Annotated in this window: 18 protein-coding genes; 2 read left to right on the top strand and 16 right to left on the bottom strand. The window is 47.0% G+C overall.

Translation table 11 applies throughout. The annotated features are described in order from the left end of the window. Positions 1–100: 100 nt before the first annotated feature. From crcB to QVE09_RS21440, 4 genes are read right to left on the bottom strand one after another with little or no spacing between them, the layout of a single operon-like run. Positions 101–460, bottom strand: a complete 360-nt coding sequence (gene crcB / locus QVE09_RS21455; RefSeq protein ID WP_315938420.1) for a fluoride efflux transporter CrcB — start codon at positions 458–460, stop codon at positions 101–103. Continuing rightward, positions 457–858 (bottom strand): fluoride efflux transporter FluC, encoded by a 402-nt coding sequence (locus QVE09_RS21450; RefSeq protein ID WP_315938419.1) that lies wholly within the window; start codon positions 856–858, stop codon positions 457–459. The genes crcB and QVE09_RS21450 overlap by 4 nt, the downstream gene beginning before the upstream one ends. A 33-nt stretch (positions 859–891) precedes the next feature. Next, positions 892–2,199, bottom strand: coding sequence for a replication-associated recombination protein A (locus QVE09_RS21445; protein ID WP_315938418.1), 1,308 nt, complete (start codon positions 2,197–2,199; stop codon positions 892–894). Between the two features lie 42 nt (positions 2,200–2,241). After that, positions 2,242–3,132 carry a LysR family transcriptional regulator gene (locus tag QVE09_RS21440; RefSeq protein ID WP_315938417.1) on the bottom strand — a complete coding sequence of 297 codons (891 nt, stop codon included), beginning with the start codon at positions 3,130–3,132 and terminating at the stop codon, positions 2,242–2,244. Between the two features lie 136 nt (positions 3,133–3,268). Here QVE09_RS21440 and QVE09_RS21435 point away from each other — a divergent pair, with 136 nt between their 5' ends. Continuing rightward, positions 3,269–4,012, top strand: a complete 744-nt coding sequence (locus QVE09_RS21435) for an SDR family NAD(P)-dependent oxidoreductase (protein ID WP_315938416.1) — start codon at positions 3,269–3,271, stop codon at positions 4,010–4,012. Next, positions 4,009–4,911: a DMT family transporter gene (locus QVE09_RS21430; protein WP_315938415.1), complete on the top strand. Its 903-nt coding sequence runs from the start codon at positions 4,009–4,011 to the stop codon at positions 4,909–4,911. Before QVE09_RS21435 ends, QVE09_RS21430 begins: the two co-directional genes overlap by 4 nt. Positions 4,912–5,034: 123 nt before the next feature. On the opposite strand, the gene QVE09_RS21425 is transcribed toward QVE09_RS21430, so the two are convergent. The 12 genes from QVE09_RS21425 to QVE09_RS21370 all read right to left on the bottom strand — a co-directional run bounded on the left by QVE09_RS21425 (position 5,035) and on the right by QVE09_RS21370 (position 20,643). Continuing rightward, positions 5,035–7,215 carry a HelD family protein gene (locus QVE09_RS21425; RefSeq protein WP_315938414.1) on the bottom strand — a complete coding sequence of 727 codons (2,181 nt, stop codon included), beginning with the start codon at positions 7,213–7,215 and terminating at the stop codon, positions 5,035–5,037. 136 nt (positions 7,216–7,351) lie between these two features. Further along, positions 7,352–7,522 carry a hypothetical protein gene (locus QVE09_RS21420; RefSeq protein ID WP_315938413.1) on the bottom strand — a complete coding sequence of 57 codons (171 nt, stop codon included), beginning with the start codon at positions 7,520–7,522 and terminating at the stop codon, positions 7,352–7,354. Between the two features lie 41 nt (positions 7,523–7,563). Then, complete coding sequence (locus QVE09_RS21415; protein ID WP_315938586.1) at positions 7,564–8,355, bottom strand: DUF4097 family beta strand repeat-containing protein; 792 nt, start codon at positions 8,353–8,355, stop codon at positions 7,564–7,566. 35 nt (positions 8,356–8,390) lie between these two features. Then, positions 8,391–9,056: a TetR/AcrR family transcriptional regulator gene (locus QVE09_RS21410; protein WP_315938412.1), complete on the bottom strand. Its 666-nt coding sequence runs from the start codon at positions 9,054–9,056 to the stop codon at positions 8,391–8,393. A gap of 146 nt (positions 9,057–9,202) precedes the next feature. Beyond that, positions 9,203–11,002: an ABC transporter ATP-binding protein gene (locus QVE09_RS21405; RefSeq protein WP_315938411.1), complete on the bottom strand. Its 1,800-nt coding sequence runs from the start codon at positions 11,000–11,002 to the stop codon at positions 9,203–9,205. A gap of 85 nt (positions 11,003–11,087) precedes the next feature. Then, positions 11,088–12,386 (bottom strand): NCS2 family permease, encoded by a 1,299-nt coding sequence (locus QVE09_RS21400; protein ID WP_315938410.1) that lies wholly within the window; start codon positions 12,384–12,386, stop codon positions 11,088–11,090. Positions 12,387–12,858: 472 nt separating this feature from the next. Further along, positions 12,859–13,617, bottom strand: coding sequence for a tRNA threonylcarbamoyladenosine dehydratase (locus QVE09_RS21395; protein WP_076320351.1), 759 nt, complete (start codon positions 13,615–13,617; stop codon positions 12,859–12,861). An 18-nt stretch (positions 13,618–13,635) separates the two neighbouring features. Then, on the bottom strand, positions 13,636–15,414 hold the full coding sequence (gene aspS, locus QVE09_RS21390) for an aspartate--tRNA ligase (RefSeq protein ID WP_036616911.1): 1,779 nt from the start codon (positions 15,412–15,414) through the stop codon (positions 13,636–13,638). A gap of 213 nt (positions 15,415–15,627) precedes the next feature. Continuing rightward, on the bottom strand, positions 15,628–16,881 hold the full coding sequence (gene hisS / locus QVE09_RS21385; protein ID WP_315938409.1) for a histidine--tRNA ligase: 1,254 nt from the start codon (positions 16,879–16,881) through the stop codon (positions 15,628–15,630). Positions 16,882–17,692: 811 nt separating this feature from the next. Next, positions 17,693–18,961: an SEC-C metal-binding domain-containing protein gene (locus QVE09_RS21380; protein ID WP_315938408.1), complete on the bottom strand. Its 1,269-nt coding sequence runs from the start codon at positions 18,959–18,961 to the stop codon at positions 17,693–17,695. Positions 18,962–19,585: 624 nt separating this feature from the next. Continuing rightward, complete coding sequence (locus QVE09_RS21375; RefSeq protein WP_315938407.1) at positions 19,586–20,032, bottom strand: hypothetical protein; 447 nt, start codon at positions 20,030–20,032, stop codon at positions 19,586–19,588. A gap of 104 nt (positions 20,033–20,136) precedes the next feature. Next, complete coding sequence (locus QVE09_RS21370) at positions 20,137–20,643, bottom strand: type 1 glutamine amidotransferase domain-containing protein (RefSeq protein WP_315938406.1); 507 nt, start codon at positions 20,641–20,643, stop codon at positions 20,137–20,139. Positions 20,644–20,683 lie beyond the last annotated feature (40 nt).

Below are 20,683 nucleotides of genomic sequence, written 5' to 3'. Positions count from 1 at the left end.
ACAATACCGTGTATCCCTATTAAAAAAGCCGTCTTTCATGTATACCATGAAGGATGGCTTTTTTCCTGCTTATTTTTGCAAAAAATATAAAAATAGTTTGTTATGCAGTCAACCAGACTCCTGCCCAGGCGGCCAACACCCCAACTACAACTGAACTGATAACGTAGAGCGCCGCGCTTGTGTATCGTTGTCGACCCATAAGTCCTAAGGTTTCATAGCCAAAGGTGGAGAATGTGGTGTACGCACCGCAGAACCCGGTTCCCCAGATCACCCAGATACTATCTGAAATCATTGCAGATTGATGCCACCCGTATAACAACCCAAGCAACAGTGAACCACTGACGTTGATGATCCATGTTCCCCATGGAAAAGCCGTTCCCAACAAGCCAGAGACCCATTTTCCCAGACTGTAACGCAGTACCGCACCCAGCACACCTGCAAAACTAATCCATAGGATCATGAGGCATCACCCTCTTGTCTTGGTGCTCCCAACATACGGTGTCCAAGGCTCATACCCAGCGCACATAGCATTAATCCTGCCAACAGACTTACGATCATATAAATAGCGGCATGGACCCATTCGCCCCATTCGGATAAACGAACAATATCCAGTGTAAACGTGGAGAATGTCGTAAATGCGCCAGTAAAACCTGTGCCAATCGCGAGTCGAAGTTGTGGTGTTATTTTGCCTGGAACGGCTATGGTAAAGAACCAACCCAAAAAAAGGCTGCCCATCGCATTGATTAACAACACTGCCCAAGGGAACCCCCCATTGACAGTTGGTATCGCTAACTGTATGGCATATCGGGTTAATGTACCGAGAAATCCACCCGCCCCTATATACAAAAGCTCTTTCATGTTGTGTGCATCTCCCGAATGATCTGTCTGTTCTTACAATTCCCTGCGCCGCTGTTGGTTCAGCCTGATCTTCGATTCGTTGCCTTGCTCCGTTGCCTCATAGAATACTCTACGTGAGAGCTGCTTTGGCAAATATTCCTGCTTCACATAATGCCCCGGATAATTGTGCGGATATTGATAGCCCTCATGTCCAAGCTTCGCGGCACCCGAGTAATGCGTATCTCGCAAGTGAAGCGGAACTTCTGCCGATTTCACCTCATCAATCGCGTTCATGGCTTTGGAAATGGCGGTGTACACCGCATTGGATTTTGGACTTTCGACCGCAAACAGAATCGCTTGTGCGATGTTCAGCTTGGCTTCGGGCCAGCCGTTATTCCGGTACGCATCAAGTGCTCCAATTGCCTGAGTCATGGCTTGCGGGTTCGCAAGTCCAATATCTTCACTGCTCGCTGCAATCAGACGCCGAATGAAGGTCATCGGGTCCATGCCGAGCTTCTCCACCGCGTATAAAAACCAGAACAACGCCGCATCACTGGAACCCCGAATACTCTTGTGAAATGCAGACAGCACATCATACTGTGTGGATTCATCCGCCTTAACAATCGGTCGCCGAATAGACTCTTCTGCCACACCAAGCGTAATATGAATGGACCCATCTTTCTCCGGTGGCGTGGTCAACGCAGCCAGTTCAAGCGCATTAAGCGCACGCCGAATATCTCCGTTGGCCATCGTGGCAATATGCTCAAGCGCCTCGTCGTCCGCATGCAGTTCCATGAACCCCAGACCTTTGTCCGCATCACTCAATGCTCTGCGCATCGCAATAAGCGAATGCTCCTTGTTCAGTGATTCCAGCTGGAACAGGGTGGATCGACTCATCAAGGCTCCATTGACATAATGAAAGGGATTCTCTGTTGTCGCGCCGATAAAAATAATCGTGCCCTTCTCTACCGCTGGCAATAGCGCGTCCTGACGTGAACTGTTAAACCGGTGTACCTCATCGAGAAACAGAATGGTTTTTGTTCCATACAGCTGTTTGTTCGTTTGCGCCTGTTCGATGACTTCACGCACATCCTTGACGGAAGCTTCCACTGCATTCAGACGTACGAACTGTCCTTGCGTTTGCTGGGAAATAATATGTGCCAAGGTTGTCTTGCCACATCCCGGAGGACCGTATAACAAGATGGACGAAATCTGATCGGCCTCGATGGCGCGCCGGAGTAATTTCCCTGGTCCAATAATATGTTCCTGTCCAATATATTCATCCAGATGCTCTGGCCGCATGCGGTCCGCGAGCAATCTAGCTTGCGGTTTTGAGTCCTGTTGAAACGAAAATAAATCCATTGCTCATCACTTCCTTAACGGATTGCCTTGCCTTGATTACAATTACACCTCTGATGGTTTTCCACTCTCTATCATATCATACTCTCGCGGTAACATAGCCATAAATGCATGTAGTGCACTGCTGACAAAGGCATCCTTGCGAGTAATAAAATGAGTCATCATGCGATTCATACCTACGGGGAGTGTATGCGTGCGCAGTAATCCATTTTTGATCTGATGCCTAATCACAATCTCTGGTAATAAGGAAATTCCCATGCCGGACGTAACCCCACTAATAATCGCTTCAAGGGTTCCAAATTCCATAATTACTGGGCGGGTAACACCACCCACCTCTAACCATTCCTCCAAAATCTGACGATAGGAACACCCCATGCTGTAGACAAGAATGGGTTTACTCTTAAGATCTTCATCCGTAGGACCCATACCAGAATAGACAACAAATAGTTCCTCATCAAATACGGGAATAGAAACGATGTCGGGATGATCACAGGGACAGCCTATAAATGCCCCTTCCAATTCATACCCAATCACTTGATCAATAAGCATCTGCGAATTGCCAGTAACCAGTGACAAGGAGACATCTGGATACTGTTTATAATATCTGACGAAAAGTTCAGGTAGTCGCACGGCCGCCGCGGTTTGGGTAGACCCTATTCGCATTGGACCCGATGGTGTGCTCGTCGCCCGAAGCGCCTTGGAAGCATCATTCAGCAAACCAATAATTTTATCTGCATAGGTCAGCAGCATCTCTCCGGCTGGAGATAACGTCATGCCTCGGTTATGACGAATGAACAGCGTTGTACCCACTTCTGCTTCCAGATGCCGAATTCGTGCCGTTACGTTGGATTGAACATACCCCAGTTTAGAAGCTGCTTTGGTCAGATTTCCTTCCTGTGCAACACACTGAAATATTCTAAGATCCCCGCTCTCCATGGTCCCCCCACTCTGACATCATTCAAAATGATATCCACTTCATTACCAATCATTATACTTCATGTGTAAACCGGACTACAATTCATGTAGATCCCAAACCAGTCATCTGACTGGATGATGATAAGGAGTGTTCAGCATGACATACTGGAAAAATAGAGTTGCTCTGATCACAGGTGGTGGAACAGGTATAGGCCGTGCTGTAAGTGAGATGCTCGCTGAACGCGGAGCATTGGTCGCTGTCAACTATTCCCGCTCACAAGATGCAGCAAGAGAGACTGTTCAACACATTTTGGATACGGGAGGCCATGCATTCGCCGTTCAAGCTAATGTTGCCAATGATCTTGAGGTCCGGCGGATGGTCACTACAGTAACTGAAACCTATGGCCCGATCACTGCACTTGTAAATAACGCCGGAATCACGCATCATATCCCCATGCACGATCTGGAGTCTGTTACAGATGACGTCTGGAATGAGCTGGTAGATGTGAATGTGAAAGGCATGTTTCATTGCGCTCGTGCCGTGACGGAAGGCATGAGACAGGCTAGCGGTGGTTCTATCGTAAATCTGGGCAGTATCGCAGGTAGTACGGGTTCGGGCTCCTCCCTCCCTTACGCCGTCTCCAAAGCGGCAGTTCATGGTCTGACCTTATCACTTGCGCACGCACTCTCACCCCACATTCGGGTGAATGCTATCGTCCCTGGCGCAGTTGCTACAAGGTGGTGGGCTGGAAACGAGGAGCGAATGCACCGTCTCGGCGGAGAATTGTTATTACAGCATATTGCCTCACCTGAAGACATCGCACACATGATCTGTGCTGCGCTTGAACAGCAATCCATGACCGGGCAGCTCATTACTGTAGATAGCGGACAGACGTTATGAGCTCCAGTCATGATAAAGATACCTGGATCATCAAACCATTGAAATATACACTATTAATCATTTTGACAACGCTAATCATGGGTACTTCTTTTCCAGTTGGCAAGATCGGCATGTTATATGCCCCACCTTTCCTGCTCATGGGTATACGTTATGTACTGGCTGGTGGATTGATGGCCTGGTTCCTACGTAAACGTCCTTTACCTACCGAGTGGCAGTCTTGGTTGAAAATAATCCTCATTGGCCTGTTCCAATCCGCAGGAGTGATGGGCTGCGCCTACTACAGCATGAACTGGATTACATCCGGTGAATCCGCCATTATTACGTTTACCAATCCGTTGCTGGTCATTATCCTCAGCGCTCTCTTGTATAGAGTGACCTACCGTTTCAGTCAGTGGATCGGTGTTGTGCTCGGTTTCATGGGGATCATGTTAACCTTTGGATGGCAGATGAGTTTTAGCCCTGGAACCTGGATTGGATTTGGTGGTGCGGTCTCCTTTGCCATGTCCACCTTGCTTATCAAACGCTGGGGCGATGGCTACGATACTTTTGTCTTAACAGCCTATCAGATGCTCGCGGGAGGTGCTGCGCTACTTCTACTGAGCGTATGGACTGAACATCCTCACTTTATAGTGAATACCACCTCGGTTATGGTGCTGCTCTGGTTAACGCTTGTTTGCTCCATCATTCAGTTCTCACTCTGGTTTTATCTGCTGCAGAATAGTGACCCAGCCCAAACCAGTTCGTATCTGTTTCTGGCACCGTTCTTTGGTGTATTATCGAGTTGGATTTTACTAGGAGAACACGTTCAGTGGTTTGCATTGGCAGGCGGTTTATTCATTGGTGTTGGCATATTCCTGGTGAATCGTCGCTCATCCAGAATGAGAAATAGCTTAACATAAACTTGAACTCCCCGCGTTCTTCGTCCGAAGATTAAGCAATTCTCGCACAAAAGCAAAAAAAAGGCATGCGCTTATGGGACTTTCCCATGAACGCCATGCCTTTGTTGTATAAGTAAACTCTATCTAACCAAGCTCTGGCCAACCCTGAATGGTTACGGACTCGCCATCGGGATTATGTGTTGCAGCCGCATAGATCGGCAGTACACCGTCGTGGAACAACCACAATTCGTGCAAGGCCCGTGTACAACCAACGTACAACAGCTTTGCATCACCCGCATTCGGCAGATAATGCTTCGGGTCTACGTCTGCCACAATAACAGCATCAAACTCCAACCCTTTGGACAGATAGACAGGCAAAACGGAGTGTCCACCCGTGTACTGCTTTTTGCCACCATCGATCAGGTTCAGATCCCAGCCTGCAGCCTGTAGTTCACGATGAAGTTCCTCTGCTTCATGCAGTGTACGGGTCAGGATGGAGACGGTTCGGTAGTCTTTGACCGTTAACACCTTCAAAGCCTGCTCCAGACTCGCCGTCCGCCCTTCGCCTCCATAAGCCAACGTCCGAACCGGATCACCACTACGGAAAACAGGAATCGCCGTAATCCCACTCTTGACGCCACGTTCCAGAATCGTGTTAGCATAGTCGATAATTTCCATCGTTGAACGATAACTTCGAGTCAATGCAAAGTATGCATTCTGTTCCTCAGGAAATAGAGAACTCATCTCTTCCCACGCATGAACACCACGGTACTCATGAATGCCTTGAGACAAGTCACCCAGTATGGTGAAGGAATGCCCTTTGACAAAACGATCCAATAACGCCACATGGAAAGGTGAAAAGTCCTGCGCTTCATCAATCACGACATGATCAAACCGCTCCGAACCCTCAATATCATGGACCAATGTATGAATGTATACCAATGCAGGCAAATCCTCTTCACGGACGATATCCTGCTTCAGATCTGCTGCCGTTTGTTTCATGACTAGTTTTGGAATAAGCCCGCTGAGCGAGGCTGGCACAGAACCACCCTTTGCAGCTTTGAACAGCTGTTTGTATAACGTAAGCGGCTCGTATTGAGGCCATTTTTTGGCATAGGCCTTCTCACGAGTAGACGCTTTTTTCTTGCGTTCTTTGCGCACAGCTTCTGGCATCGGTTTCTTAAGTTCCATCTCAATCCAGCGGTGAACCCGCGCCATGACCCGTTCTTTGCGTTTGGCCAGCGGATAATGTTTGTATTCCTCACCGAACCAGTTCTCGATCTCCGTCTTGCTGAGCACCTTACCATCCCATGGACTGAAGTCCATATCCGGTACGGAATCCGCTTCCATGCCCGACAGCCACTCTCGAATAAGCTCCATGAAACGGATTGATCCTTTGTAACGTCCAGGTACATCATCATTCAATTCAGGCCGCGCATCTGGTGTTTCGAACCAGGTGTTCAATGTATCCGACGTATTCGCCAAAGGCATTTCCAGCCCCAGCAGGTTCATCGCCCAATCCGGGAATGTCCGCTGTTGGATGTCCCCTACTCCAAGTTCCGGAAGCACATCCGAGATGTAGTCCAGGAACATATGGTTGGGTGCAAAAATAACCATTTTCTCCGCAGATACCTGCTCCTTATACTGATATAGCAAAAAGGCAAGCCGATGCAGGGCAACCGTTGTTTTCCCGGATCCAGCTACACCCTGAATGATTAATGCGGTGTTTCTCGCCGCACGAATGATCAGATCCTGCTCCGCCTGAATCGTAGATACGATGTCACGCAGTTTGTTATCCTTGTTCTCTCCCAGACGATAAACGAGGAATTCATCAGATACCGCTGGCTGGTCGCTGTCACGGTTATATGTATCCGCCACACGTTCCAATATCCGCTGCCGAATGACAACGTTTCGTTTCAGGTACACCAGACCTTCAATAAGCCCTTCCGGGGCTTCATACGTAGCGGAGGCTTCGCCTCCTGTAAATGAGTAAAACAGGCTGGCGACAGGAGCACGCCAATCGATGACGAGCGGATGCTCTCCCACCTCTTCGCGGTCTACGCCGATTTTGCCAATATACAGCGGTTTCCGTGCACCACTGCCCTGTTCTTCGAAATCCAAGCGTCCGAAATAGGGTTGCTGCGCGCTCTTGGACAAGGCGGTGCGGCGCTCTTCGCGTCCAGCTTCCAGCACTTGTTCTGTGAAGTCGTGGCCGGTATACACCGGAATATTTTGCAGTCGTTTCAACTGACTGTCCACTTCCTCCATCGTTCGCTCTAACCTGTACTCTTCTTCTTGATAGGCACTTTGAAAGCTGTCTGACATGTTTCAGTTACCTCCTAAGAATATGTTTTGCTCTGCATCGCCTAGATCTGGCAATACAAAAGGATACTTACTATATCACATAGGGCAATTGAAAGCCACATCCTTTTTGTAGGCTTACTTTTGCAAAGCATGAAGCTCATCTGAATTGATAATTAATGATGGCACTGACAAGCGCACAACAACCGAACAGAATAAACCACCAGGCCCACTTGTTTCTGGACTGCCTGCGCCTGCTGTTCAATGCGCCGTAAATCCCAATTAGCAGTACGACGGTGGAAAAACTAATCCCTACGATCCAACCAGCCATTATATCTGTCCCCTTTGTTTTCACTACACACGAACAGTCTCTCATTTCCTAGATTTCAGATGAAAAGCTCCTCCTCGAATATCCACTTGGAATTCACTTTTTCCACTTTTGTGTATTAGATAGTTGCGGTCCTCATGAAGAGGAGTCAAATCAAATTCACTTTTAAAGGCTCCTGATCTTTCTTTAAGTATAATTTGGAAACCTTCGTTATCTGGAATGGAAACCACTGTCTTTGCCCCTGTTGATACGGAATGCAATCTCTCTGGCATCTTGAAACAATCCATATGTATTCCTCTGCCTGTTGTGATCATTTGCAAGTGACGAAACTCCCCCGAAATGTCGATCTTGGCTGAAATGGATTGAAGATTGAGCTTATCTGCACTAAGGTGTTGTACTTTCACTACGGATGCCACTGCGCTCAGTTCAAGCTCCTCCATCCTTCCTGATAGAACTACACTACCTGAGGTGATCTTGCATTGACAGCGAGTGGCCAGAAGCCGATTCAACAGGAGTTGTCCTCCTGTGGAGTTTAGCAAAACACGATTAAAAACCCGAGCAGGTAGATGAATCTCCAATGCTGTTCTACCGACATTTATTCCAACGAGACCTCTCCTTTTTCTCCCGTCCACAATGCTTAAGGTATCCCCTCGTATGTTAACTTGCATCAGCCTTCGCTTGGAAAAGCACGCATCCGCATACTGCATGACGTGAATCAGTGCATCCACACTCGGAAGAACCCTGATATCTCCTGACAACCAATTTAGCTGTATATCATGAATCGATTGATCAATGTCTAGGCTCTTGCATATGGCAAGCTCACTACTTTTCAACATCTTTTCCCTCTCCATTTCAAACAATCAGGTGTAGTTTATTCCGCCTCCGCATATCCTCCCGTGCTGGCATGCCGATTGATAATACGTTGAATAAGCTGTTCACTTACAATATCCGCGCCCAGAAGTCTCATCATATGCTGTAAAAATCGAAGTCTTTCCAACGTCTGTGCCTGATCCCGCCCAAAAAGAAGAGGGTTAATCCAGATATTAACGAGCAGCATGAAGATTTCAGCGCACTCCAGCGGATATTCGACTGAAATGGACCCATCCTCCTTGCCCTGTTCCATAATGTTGGCAATAATTCGGGCATCCTTCAGAACACCCTTCCTGATTCCACCAAGTACAAACTGTGGATTCTTGATCTGAGTGCTTAGAACCTGATCAATTGAGTTGGACTGGATTCCAGGATCAACGATAATATTTTCCAAAATACTGATGAGCTTCTGTCTGGCATTCGGAGCATGCGTGTTCTGGATGAGTTCCATAAACATGTCTTCTGCCCGCCCAAGCTCTCTCTCCATCACTGCACTAAGGATATCCTCCTTGGATTTGAAATGATGATATATTGCACCTTTGGACATACCTAATTCATCTATAATGTCTTGAATACTGGTCTTTTCATATCCCTTTTCGGTAAACATTTGAGTTGAGACTGCCAGAATCAGGTCCAGTGTCTGCTCAGGGTATTTATTTCTGGCCATAAGCTCCTCCTTATACATACCAACGGTCGGTATCTATAATATAGAGTATGTTGGTCTTACTGTCAATATGAGGAATTTAAGAAAAAGAAAAAGGATCTCCGTTGAAATACCTCATGGGTATAACGGAGACCCTGCATTAATGAGAATTACTCTTCGTTTTCTACTGTAGCTGCATTTCCTTCCTGTGCCACAAATTGTTTCTGCGCTAATTCACGGTATACCGGATGATTGCTAATTAATTCCGTATGAGTTCCTGTTCCGGTAACATGCCCATGTTCCAATACAACAATCTGATCGGAGTCCACTACTGTGGACAATCGGTGCGCGATCACGATCGTGGTTCTGCCTTCCATCAGGTTGGACAAAGCCTGTTGTACTTCATACTCCGAGGTACTGTCCAGACTGGATGTCGCTTCATCCAACATGAGAATATCCGGACTGCGCAGTAAGGCACGAGCAATAGCAATCCGTTGGCGTTGTCCCCCAGATAACTTGATTCCTCTCTCGCCCACTTCCGTGTCATAACCCTGTGGCAGCTTGTCGATGAAGTCGGCAGAATAGGCCATCTCAGCAGCTCGCCGGATCTCATCCATCGTGGCCTCACGATCCAATCCGTACGTGATGTTGTCTTTGATCGTACCCGCCATAAGCGGACTTTCCTGAGATACATACCCGATCTTGCTACGCCAGGAGGATAAGGAATAATCCGTTATCGCTTGTCCCCCATACGAAATATAGCCTGAATCGGGCATATAGAACTGCTCCATCAAAGAAAACAGTGTTGATTTTCCGCTACCGCTTGGACCGACAATGGCAGTCACCTTGCGCGTGGGAACCGTCAGATTGATTCCGTGCAGCACTTCCTCACCTGTGACATAGGAAAAGTGTACATTATGGAATGCAATCGTCTCATTTCCTTTTGGCGCTACCTTGATGCTGTCATGTGGCTCTTCTTCATCAGCAAGAATAGCTTGTATGCGCTCCGTTGCACCTACGACCTTCTGTAAACGGGAGTATAACGTCGTGAATTGCCCCATTGGCATAATGACCTGGAACAACAGCAATATGAACGCGACCAGTTCACCCGGTGACAGCATGCCAGACGCTACACGCATTCCCCCTACACCCAGAATAACGACCAACACGGCAGTCATGACAAATGTAAACAAGGGACCGATCAGAGCAAGAATACGCGCTTCCTGTAAGCCAAAAGCAAACATTTTACGAATCCGGGAATCCCCTGCTTCTGATTCCTGTTTCTCCGTTCCATAAGCCTTCACCAAGCGGATCTCACCAATAACTTGACTGAGTACGGATGTAAGACCTGCCATCTCATCCTGCTGTTTCTTGGAGATCTTGTACATCTTTTTACCCACAGGCAGAAGAATCAACAGCGTAAGTGGCACCAGACTCAGAATAATGAGCGACATCACCCAATCCAAGTAAAATAGTAATGCCACTCCACCCACAACCACACCGATGTTGGACACAAAGGAAACCAAATAATCCGCGATCAACGTCATGATCTGGCTTGTATCATTCGTAATCCGGCTCATCGTATCGCCTGTCCGATTGCGATCGAAATACGGCATCCGCAGTGACAATACCTTGTTCCACAGCTTGGTACGAAGCGTTGCGACCACGCGTTGTCCGGCGTAATTTAACATATAAATGCTGATACCCGAGGCAATCGCTTGAATCACAAATGCACCGAGCAACAATAAAATAACAGATTTGTTCAGTGCCGAAGTGGTAAGTCCATCAATCAGACCTTTGGTCATCAGTGGCACAATCAGTCCGGCTGTTGTCTGAATCAAGGTCAAAATGAGGGCCAGAATCAGGATCAGTTTTGGCGGGTTCGTGGAAGCGATAAGCTTGACGAAATCCTTAAATCCCTTTTTTCCTACCTTCGGTTCATTCTGTTCTACTTGTTGCTGTTCTTCCATTCCCGTTCCTCCCGTTCTCCATCTGCTCACCAGAGATCATACGTATGAACTTACATGACGTTGCCTTTTGTTGTATAACACAGCTTTACAAGATACCATGTAACACAAAATTGGCTAAAAAGAGAATGGAAATGCCATACATGACCACAGGTACCTGTTTACCTTGACCTGCTGCCAGCTTCGCTAATGGATAGGCAATAAATCCAAATGCCATACCGTCCACGATGCTATATGTAAATGGAATCATGACCATGATCAGAAATGCTGGGAATGCCTCTGTGAAGTCACCAAAATCCATATCTTTCACACCTTGCACCATCAGGCCACCAATAATGATCAATATGGGAGCAATCGCACTGTCCGGAATGTAACCAAGTAGCGGGATGAAGAAAAAAGTAGCTCCGAATAACACGGCTGTAACGAGCGGAGTTAAACCTGTGCGACCACCTGCCGCAATTCCAGCTGTAGTCTCTGCTGCAGCAACTGGAGGACTGCTTCCGAATATGCCTGCCAACACGGTACTAATAGATAGTGCGCGCAGACTACCTTTGAACCGCTCTGGACGACCAATCATCTGTGTCTGAGCCGTAATTAATCCGATATTTTCGAACACCACAATGAGCAGTAGCAAAAATACCGCGATCCAGAAGGCAACATCAGCCAGCTTCATCAAAGACAATTCGCCAAACAACCCACCGTATTGACGCAGCGCATCCATCGCTGATACGGATTCACCTGGGCTCACTGCTCCAAGTACATAGGCTAGACCTGTCCCGACCAGAATACTGATCAGAAGTCCACCCTGTACGTTCCGTATAAATAAAATCAAGGCAAGCACCAGCGTAACGCAGGCTGTAATGACATTCGGATCATTGAAATGCCCAATCGCCACAAATGTGGTCTGGTGCGCGATAACAATTCCACTTTTTTGTAGACCGATAAATGTCAGAAACAAACCAATTCCCACCGTAATGCCATGCTGCAGATTTTTCGGGATTGCTTCGCTGATCATTTTGTATAGTGACGTAAACGCAACAATGGCAAACAGTATACCTGTAACGGTTACAACGGCCAGCGCTTCTTGCCAGCTTAATTTCATGGAATGTACAAGTGTATACGTGAAAAATGCATTAATCCCCATTCCGGGTACTACGATAATCGGTGATTTTCCTCCAAATGCCATGAGCAAACAGCCTGCAATGGACGTCAGCAGGGTTCCAACCATAGCTGCTTGTAAGGGCATTCCGGCATCGGAAAGAATTGTAGCATTGACCATAACGATATAGACCACGGCAAAATAGGAAATGGCTCCCGCCACAACTTCCTTCTTCCACTGGTCTCCTGGCTCCATGCCAAGACGTCTGGTCATCCATCCGTGTTTCATTTCGTTCTATTCCCCTCTCTCTATTTATAAATTCAACTAAAGAATGTTTACACTTGCCACTCCGATGACAGAATAACCTTTCGATCGCTGTTATCCCCAGATTTTTTGTTTAAATTTTTTAAATGTACGAATCCGGTGATAGCGTATGCTTCCGATGTAGCTTTCTTTCAGAAAGCTTTTAGGCGAACGCTTCGCTTCTCCAGCTTTTTTCTGTCCTCTCCGTTCTCGTGTAAAAAGTTAAGTTGAACCTATATGCCGCAAATCTTTATGTATGTATCATCATTTCGCGCAGCAGTGAATATCATACACGGTTTTGACTTTGAAGTACATGACGTAACTCTGACATTTATCTAGGAATACAGTTCGGCTATCATAGATGATTGAAGTCATATCTCTCCGTCATTCGACGTATCACCTACACAAAAAAGCGTGGATGCCTTATCGGCATCCACGCTGTTCTGTTGGCAGCAAGTTACTGCTGCTTGTTCTCTGCAATTTCTAACAAATCCTTAATCGCAACACTGACCATAATCAGTCCGGCTACCGGAGGCACAAATGAGTTACTCGCAGGTGGCTGTTTGGCCTTGCGAATTTCCGGAGCATTCTCGGGAACAATTTTTTGTGTTACGTCCTCGCGTGGTTTCATCGGCTTTTCAGTCGAGAAGACCACCTTCACACCTTTTTTAATGCCGTCTTTACGAAGTGTGGTACGCACAACACGGGCAATCGGGTCCATGGTCGTTTTCGAAATATCCGCAACCTGGAATTTCGTTGGATCCATTTTATTTGCCGCACCCATGCTGGAGATCATCGGAATTTTACGTTTCAGGCACTCTTTAATGAGATGGATTTTGTAGATAATCGTGTCGGATGCATCCAGCACATAGTCCAGTTCATATTTGAACAATTCCTCATACGTCTCTTCTGTGTAAAACATATTTAGGGCAATCGCATCACATTCCGGATTGATCAGTTTCACACGTTCCACCATCAGGTCCGCTTTTTTCTGCCCCACTGTCGTGGTCAGGGCATGAATCTGGCGGTTAATGTTGGTGATGTCCACTACGTCTTTATCAATCAGGATGATACGCCCAACGCCGCTACGGGCAAGAGCTTCTACAGCAATTCCACCTACGCCGCCAATACCGAGCACAGCGACTGTACTATTCTTCAACGTGTCCAGACCTTCCGGTCCGATCGCAAGTTCTGTTCTTGAAAATTGATGGAGCATTGAGAATCGATGCCTCCTTTATTTCTTTTCCGCTACCGGTTTACGGGCTACACGGATATGAAGTTGTTCCAATTGCGAGTCATCCACTTCGGAAGGTGCATTCATGAGCAGATCCGTTGCACTTGCCGTTTTCGGGAAGGCAATCGTTTCACGCAGATTTGTGCGGCCCGCCAGCAACATGACGAGACGGTCCAGACCAAAGGCAATACCACCATGCGGTGGAGTTCCATATTCGAATGCTTCCAACAGATAGCCGAATTTCTCATTCGCTACTTCTGTAGAGAGTCCAAGGGCAGCAAACATTTTCTCCTGAACATCACGTTTGTAGATACGCATTGAACCGCCACCTACTTCATAACCATTGAGAACAAGGTCATAGGCTTGAGCACGGATTGCACCTGGATCTGTGTCAAACAGATGTACATCTTCGTCTTTTGGACGAGTGAACGGATGGTGTTCTGCCACATAACGTTTTGCATCTTCATCATATCCGAGGAGCGGGAAGTCCACAACCCAAGCAAATTTGAATTTGCTGTCATCAATCAGACCGAGTTGACGGCCGATTTTCAGACGCAATGCGCCCAGAACGTCAGCAACTACTTTTTTAGTGTCTGCGGAGAAGAGCAACAAGTCGCCATCTTCAGCACCAGTACGTTCTTTGACAGCTTCGATTTCTTCAGGCGTGAAGAACTTCACGATTGGCCCTTTGAACTCGCCGTCTTTTACTTGAATCCAAGCCAGACCTTTCGCACCGTAACGTGCAGCAAATGGTCCGAGATCATCGATCTCTTTACGGCTCCATGTGCCACAGCCTTTAGCGTTCAGCACTTTCACTTCTCCACCTTTTTCGATGACAGAAGCAAATACTTTCACACCACTGTTCGCTACGATATCGTTCATTTCAACCAGTTCCATACCGAAGCGCAGATCTGGTTTGTCTGAACCGTATTTGCCCATTGCATCTGCATACGTAATCCGTTGGAAAGGCAGTTCCAGCTCAATACCTTTCGTTTCACGCAGCAATTTGGCCATCAGTTCTTCCATCATTGGCAGCAGGTCATCCTGTTGCAAGAAGGAAGTTTCGATGTCGACTTGAGTGAATTCTGGTTGACGGTCTGCACGCAGATCCTCATCCCGGAAACAGCGAGCGATCTGATAATAACGCTCAACGCCACCCACCATCAGCAATTGTTTGTAGATTTGTGGGGATTGTGGCAAGGCGAAGAATTCACCTTCATGCACACGGCTCGGTACGAGATAATCACGCGCACCTTCCGGGGAGCTCTTAGTCAGGATTGGTGTTTCCACTTCAACGAACTCTTCTCCATCCAGGTAGTCACGGAACACTTTGGATGCTTTGGAACGTAGTTTCAGTGTTTCGAACATTTCCGGACGACGCAGGTCCAGGTAACGATATTTCAAACGAAGGGATTCATCAACTTCGACACCATCTTCAATGAAGAATGGAGGTGTTTTGGCTGCGTTCAGCACTTCGATTTCTGTGATTTGAACTTCAATTTCGCCTGTAGGCAGGTTTTTGTTAACTGTTTCTGCATCACGTTTAACAACTTTACCCGTTACAGCGATAACATACTCGCTACGTACGCGATCTGCGATTTGCAGAGCTTCACCGGAATAAGCCGGGTTAAAGACAACTTGTACAATCCCGCTGCGATCACGCAGGTCGATGAAGAGTACGCCTCCCAAGTCACGGCGGGTCTGAACCCAACCGTTCAATGTTACTGTTTCACCGATGTGTGCGGGTGTTAATGCGCCGCAATGATGACTTCTTTTCATAACCAAACTCCTCATTATGTGAATTTCCGTTCTGTATGGGCAGTTAGTACCTGCTCTTCAACAGTCCGGTTACGTGTAGACCATGTATTCGAAAAGGCATCTTACCTCTGGCTCGCCAACTTCCGATTAATTGGAATCGTCGATGAGCCTCAGTAATTTTGCCGGATCAATTGTTTTACTTGAATGTTTAAGATTTAATGTAACACTTCGTGCTTATTTACCTTCGCGAATTGCCGCTACCAGATCATCAAGCTTCACGGTTTGTTGCTCACCCGTATCCATCGATTTGAGGGCGATCTCACCACGCTCCAGCTCGTCATCACCAAGGATGGCAGTGTAGCGGGATTTGAAACGGTCAGCTGATTTCATCTGTGCTTTCATCTTGCGGCCCAGATAATCACGTTCCCCAGACAGTCCAGACTGACGAAGTTTGAACAACAGACGGTTCACTTCACGATCAGCTGCCTCTCCCAGAGCAACAAAGTATACATCCAGTGGAGCCAGTGTAGTAACCTCAATTTTTTGGTGCTCCAGAATCAGTTGAATACGCTCCAGACCAATACCGAAGCCGATACCCGGCTGATCAGGTCCGCCGATATCTCCAACGAGACCATTGTATCGGCCACCGCCGCCAACCGTATCTATTGCTCCAATACCTTGAGCTTTTAATTCAAAAGCAGTCAGTGTGTAATAATCCAAGCCCCGTACCAGACGATTGTTCACAGCATAATCCACTCCGAAATCATCCAGGTATGCCTGCAGCTTGGCAAAGTGATTCAAAGACTCTTCATCCAGGCTATCCAGTATGGACGGTGCCCCAACGAATTTGTCCTGATCGACTTTGCAGTCGAGTACACGCAGCGGATTACGCTCCATGCGAGACTGACAATCCTTACACAGGCTGTCTTTCATCGGTCTGAGGAACCCAAGTAACGTCTCGCGGTATTCTGCACGGCTAGTAGAGTTACCAACGGAGTTAATCTCCACTTTGACATCCTTCAAGCCGAGTTCCACGCACAATTGGTAGCCCAGTGCAATTACTTCGGCATCAATCGCCGGGTCCAGCGCACCGATGGCTTCTACACCAAACTGGTGGAACTGACGCTGACGGCCTGCCTGCGGACGCTCGTACCGGAACATCGGACCGATGTAATAGAGCTTGCTCACATCCGGTTCGCCGTAGATTTTATTCTCTACATACGCACGGACAACACCCGCTGTTCCCTCTGGACGAAGAGTCATGCTGCGATTGCCTTTGTCATCAAAGGTATACATTTCTTTCTCAACGATATCGGTAGTCTCTCCCACACCGCGTACAAATAAAGAAGTCTGTTCGAAGATCGGTGTACGAATCTCACGGTAATTAAACCGTCGACACAGATCTCGTGCTTTTTCTTCTACGTACTGCCATTTCTCGACAACTCCAGGCAGTAAGTCCTGCGTTCCAGTCGGTTTTTGAAAAGCCATCTTGATCCCTCCAGCATTGATTTTCTCTGTGAAAGTTAAAAAATTCTACACGTGATCACTGCGCGGGCAGAACAACCTTACAATCGCTGTTATCCCCAGATTTTTAAAATTTTCATTCTAAATGTGGAAATCCGGTGATAGCATATGCTTCCGATGCAGCTTTCTTTCAGAAAGCTTTTAGGCGAACGCTTCGCTTTTACAGTTTTTTTCTGCCCTCTCCGTTTTCGTGTAGTTCTTTTAAATCAACTTATATAACAAAAAAATCCCTCGCCCTGTCGCTGTGTATACAGCAAACAAGGGACGAGAGATTGTGTAATATACATTCACCCGTGGTACCACCCACATTCCGGAAACCTGACACTTTAGCCGTTCAGGTGATCTCTGGTGATTCAGGTTTGCCTAAGGCATTCTGATCAAGCAGATATTCCGCTCTACGTGTAACGCACGTCCTGCGCAGGCCGGCTACTGGTCAACAGATCATCTCTGCTGTGTTCGCCGTCTGTTCTCGGGGAAGTCATTCGTCCGCTCATCAAGAGAATCCTTACAGCCTTGGGATTCCTCTCTGGTCATGTGGGCACGGAGTACTTGGTCCCGTCATCAAATCAGTAATATTTTTAAATAGTATTATTTTATCATCATTACTTTTTCTGATTGTAATGAACCGCAGTGCTAAAGTCAAGGGCTAACACGAAAAGATAGCTCTAAAAAATTTTGCTCACACGCTGCACGGGATGGGACGTCCACAAAAATCACGGATAATAGAAGCTGAATTCATCATATGAATTCCAACTTCTATTCGCTTCTTATTCCTCTATTGTTTCAGCATCCACTTCAACAGATCCGGCGCGCTCGCCCATAAACGGGAATGCATAATGACATATTCAATCGCTTCGTCGGAGTCGCCCATTCCGACAAAGTCAGGGAGGTTATGCGGCAACCGTTTCAAACCCAACAGGTAATCAGGCACATGTTTGTTCACACCCCGGGCCACACGGTACAGCATTTTGAGCTGGGAGGTGATTCCGTTTTTCTTATACTCCAGAATAATCTTGTCATAGGCAAAGGCCGCTGCGGCGTCACCTCTTCCATACTCCTCCAGCAATTGCTCTGCCTGATCCAATTGGTTACTGTACAAATACACAGCAGCGAGCAGGTAACGTGCTCCGGTATTGTCTTCCGTATTAAGCTCTAGCATATGCTCAAGGATGTGTGCCGCTTCTTTTGTATCTCCGCCAAACCAGCAGGATTCGGCATAGCTTTTGCATATCCGGATATAGGGACGAGTCTCATGAAGCCCCCAGAAGTCCCCTTTGTTCTTCTCAAAGAACAGTTCGCCCAGTTCACGTTTGCCAGAAGCGATTCCTTCCTTGAGGTAAGATCGTGCATCATTCTCATTGTCCGATTCCTCAGCCAAAATGAGATACGCATCAGAACTGTCAGGATACATCTCCAGCGCTGTTTCCGCCAAATGTACTCTCCGTTTGGAAGAGCTCGCTTCCCTCGCCTTAGACAGCAGAGCCTGTGCTTTGTCTTTCGATGTGCCTGGACCGTTCAGCATCAATAGCTCGTCCGTTTCACCGCCCATGCCGTATTCTTCGATGTAACTATTCATCTCCTTAACCTTCCGGGAGATCGTGCCTGTCGTTACCTCATATTTATCAGCCAGCTCAGCCTTTGAGACATTGAAGCCGTATTCCTCGGACAGCAAATACTCAATTGCAGCAGAGAACGAGCCTGTCTTCTTCACAGTAGGGCGGGTCTGACGGGAGTAGCCGTTCCATAACACCAGAGCTTCCAAAATCACCTCTGGCTCGTATTGTTTCCTCATGTTCTCAATAGTCTGCAGTGCCAGCTGTTCGTGAGCCGGATGCTCCCATTTCAAATCGCTTGCCACCATTTTTTTCAGCTTGGTCAAGGTCAGTTTGCTCTCAGGCTGAATGGAGGCTTCCCGAACCGGTTGCTCCGTTGATATTATCCCCAGTATGGATTCTACTGCAGAGGACTCCTTGTTCAGACAACATTTCTTATATTTTTTCCCACTACCGCATGGGCATAGATCATTTCTTCCAACCTTACTCAAAACTAATTCCCCCTTAAATCTGTCTCTAGCCATTCGCATGAGAACTCTGTTGCTTTAGCATTGTAGGTGTCATTCCTCAAACGAGGCATTCTATATAACTTTCAATTTCCATCGCTCAAGCAGAAACGGCTGCCTCGCACTTATATAAAAAAGGCGGGGCCGTCTCAGCGAGTATATGTTCATCTGGAATATGACGGATCACTCTGGCCATGAATTCCTCATACTCTCTGTCATAGGATTGGATTCGCCTGACCCCAATCGCTGGAGCTAGATTTACCGTCCAATGTAGCCCAACTATGAAAGCTGTAGAATATATAAACCCATCTCTCTATTCTAGCAAAAATTGAATAAAGGGGTAAGCTTTGCCCAAAACATACACATTCTCAGCTCAAAAAAAATAGCCTGCACACGGTGTGCAGGCTCAAAGGATATATAAAAAAAGGGGGTCATGTGTGTTATTATAAGCCCACTATGTTAAAGGCTTATGTATCTAATATTACAGTAATATTACAAAAATGATAGCGCTTTATAAATTAGTTTTTTAATATCCTCCTGATTAAAAAGCCCTTGCACATCACACGACTGTGTGGTCGAGCAGTGCAAGGACCAAGAAGTATCTACACTTTAATTCAACTCTTCCACATAGGCATGGTTGGAACGAAGCTTATGAACAATCTCCTCATAGTCCTCATCTCTTACTTTGGCAGACAGAACATAATGCAGATCATCATAATCGGCCGAAGACACATCCGCAGCATTCAGCATGTCTCCATCCTCATTCACTCTGTCACGAGTATCCCGTTCTGCATCACGGTCCACATTGGCTACCACAGGGATCACATTTTCGCTGGCTGGAACACCAGGAGCTGCACCTACACCCATTGCTCCGTTGGTACCTACCCCACCTGCTGTATTATAAGGCACCAGTGGCACCATAACACGCGTGTCTCTACCTATCGCACTATCGAGTTGACCTACTTCCAAATGCTCTGTACGGAACGTCTGAAGTGAAGTTCTTGCTCCCTCTGCCTCGTCCTCGGTTCGAAAATACGCCTGAATATGTTTTGTCATGTCAAACCCTCCTTTTTCGGAATGAAATGCTACGTGAGGTTTCGTAACCCCACGATGTAACGTAGTTAAGATACATCAATATATGTCAGTGGCACTGGCTGAAATTATATAACTTTTAGCAGTTCACGTACAAACGCTGGCTCATCTTCAGGCGTTCGGGATGTAATATAGTTTCCATCCACAACAGCCTCATGATCCTTGAACTCTGCTCCTGCATTTACCATGTCATCCTTAAGTGGTGGGTAGGATGTAATCGTACGGCCTTTCAACAGACCGGCACTAGCCAAAATCTGCGGACCATGACAGATCGCTGCAATTGGTTTCTTCGCACTGTTGATCTCGGTGACAAACTTCAGGATGTGCGCATCACTACGCAAATTCTCAGGGGATGATCCACCAGGAATCACGACTGCATCATAATCTGAAGCGGATGCATCGGAGATCGCCTTATCTGTAGTATAGGAGGCCTTTCCTCCCTTACCTTTAAGAGTCTCACCGGCTTTTAATCCGATAATCTCCACTTCATGTCCAGCTTTTTTTACTTCGTCATACGGAACCTGCATCTCCGAATCTTCAAAGTCATTCGCCAATAAAAAAGCAACTTTACTCATAACGTATGTTCTCCTTTCCGTGTTCGAACTTTCTTTATAA

Origin of the sequence: Paenibacillus sp. ClWae2A, from assembly GCF_032452295.1 — a bacterium.
Taxonomy (GTDB): domain Bacteria; phylum Bacillota; class Bacilli; order Paenibacillales; family Paenibacillaceae; genus Paenibacillus.
This window is presented reverse-complemented; position numbering and strand designations above follow the sequence as displayed.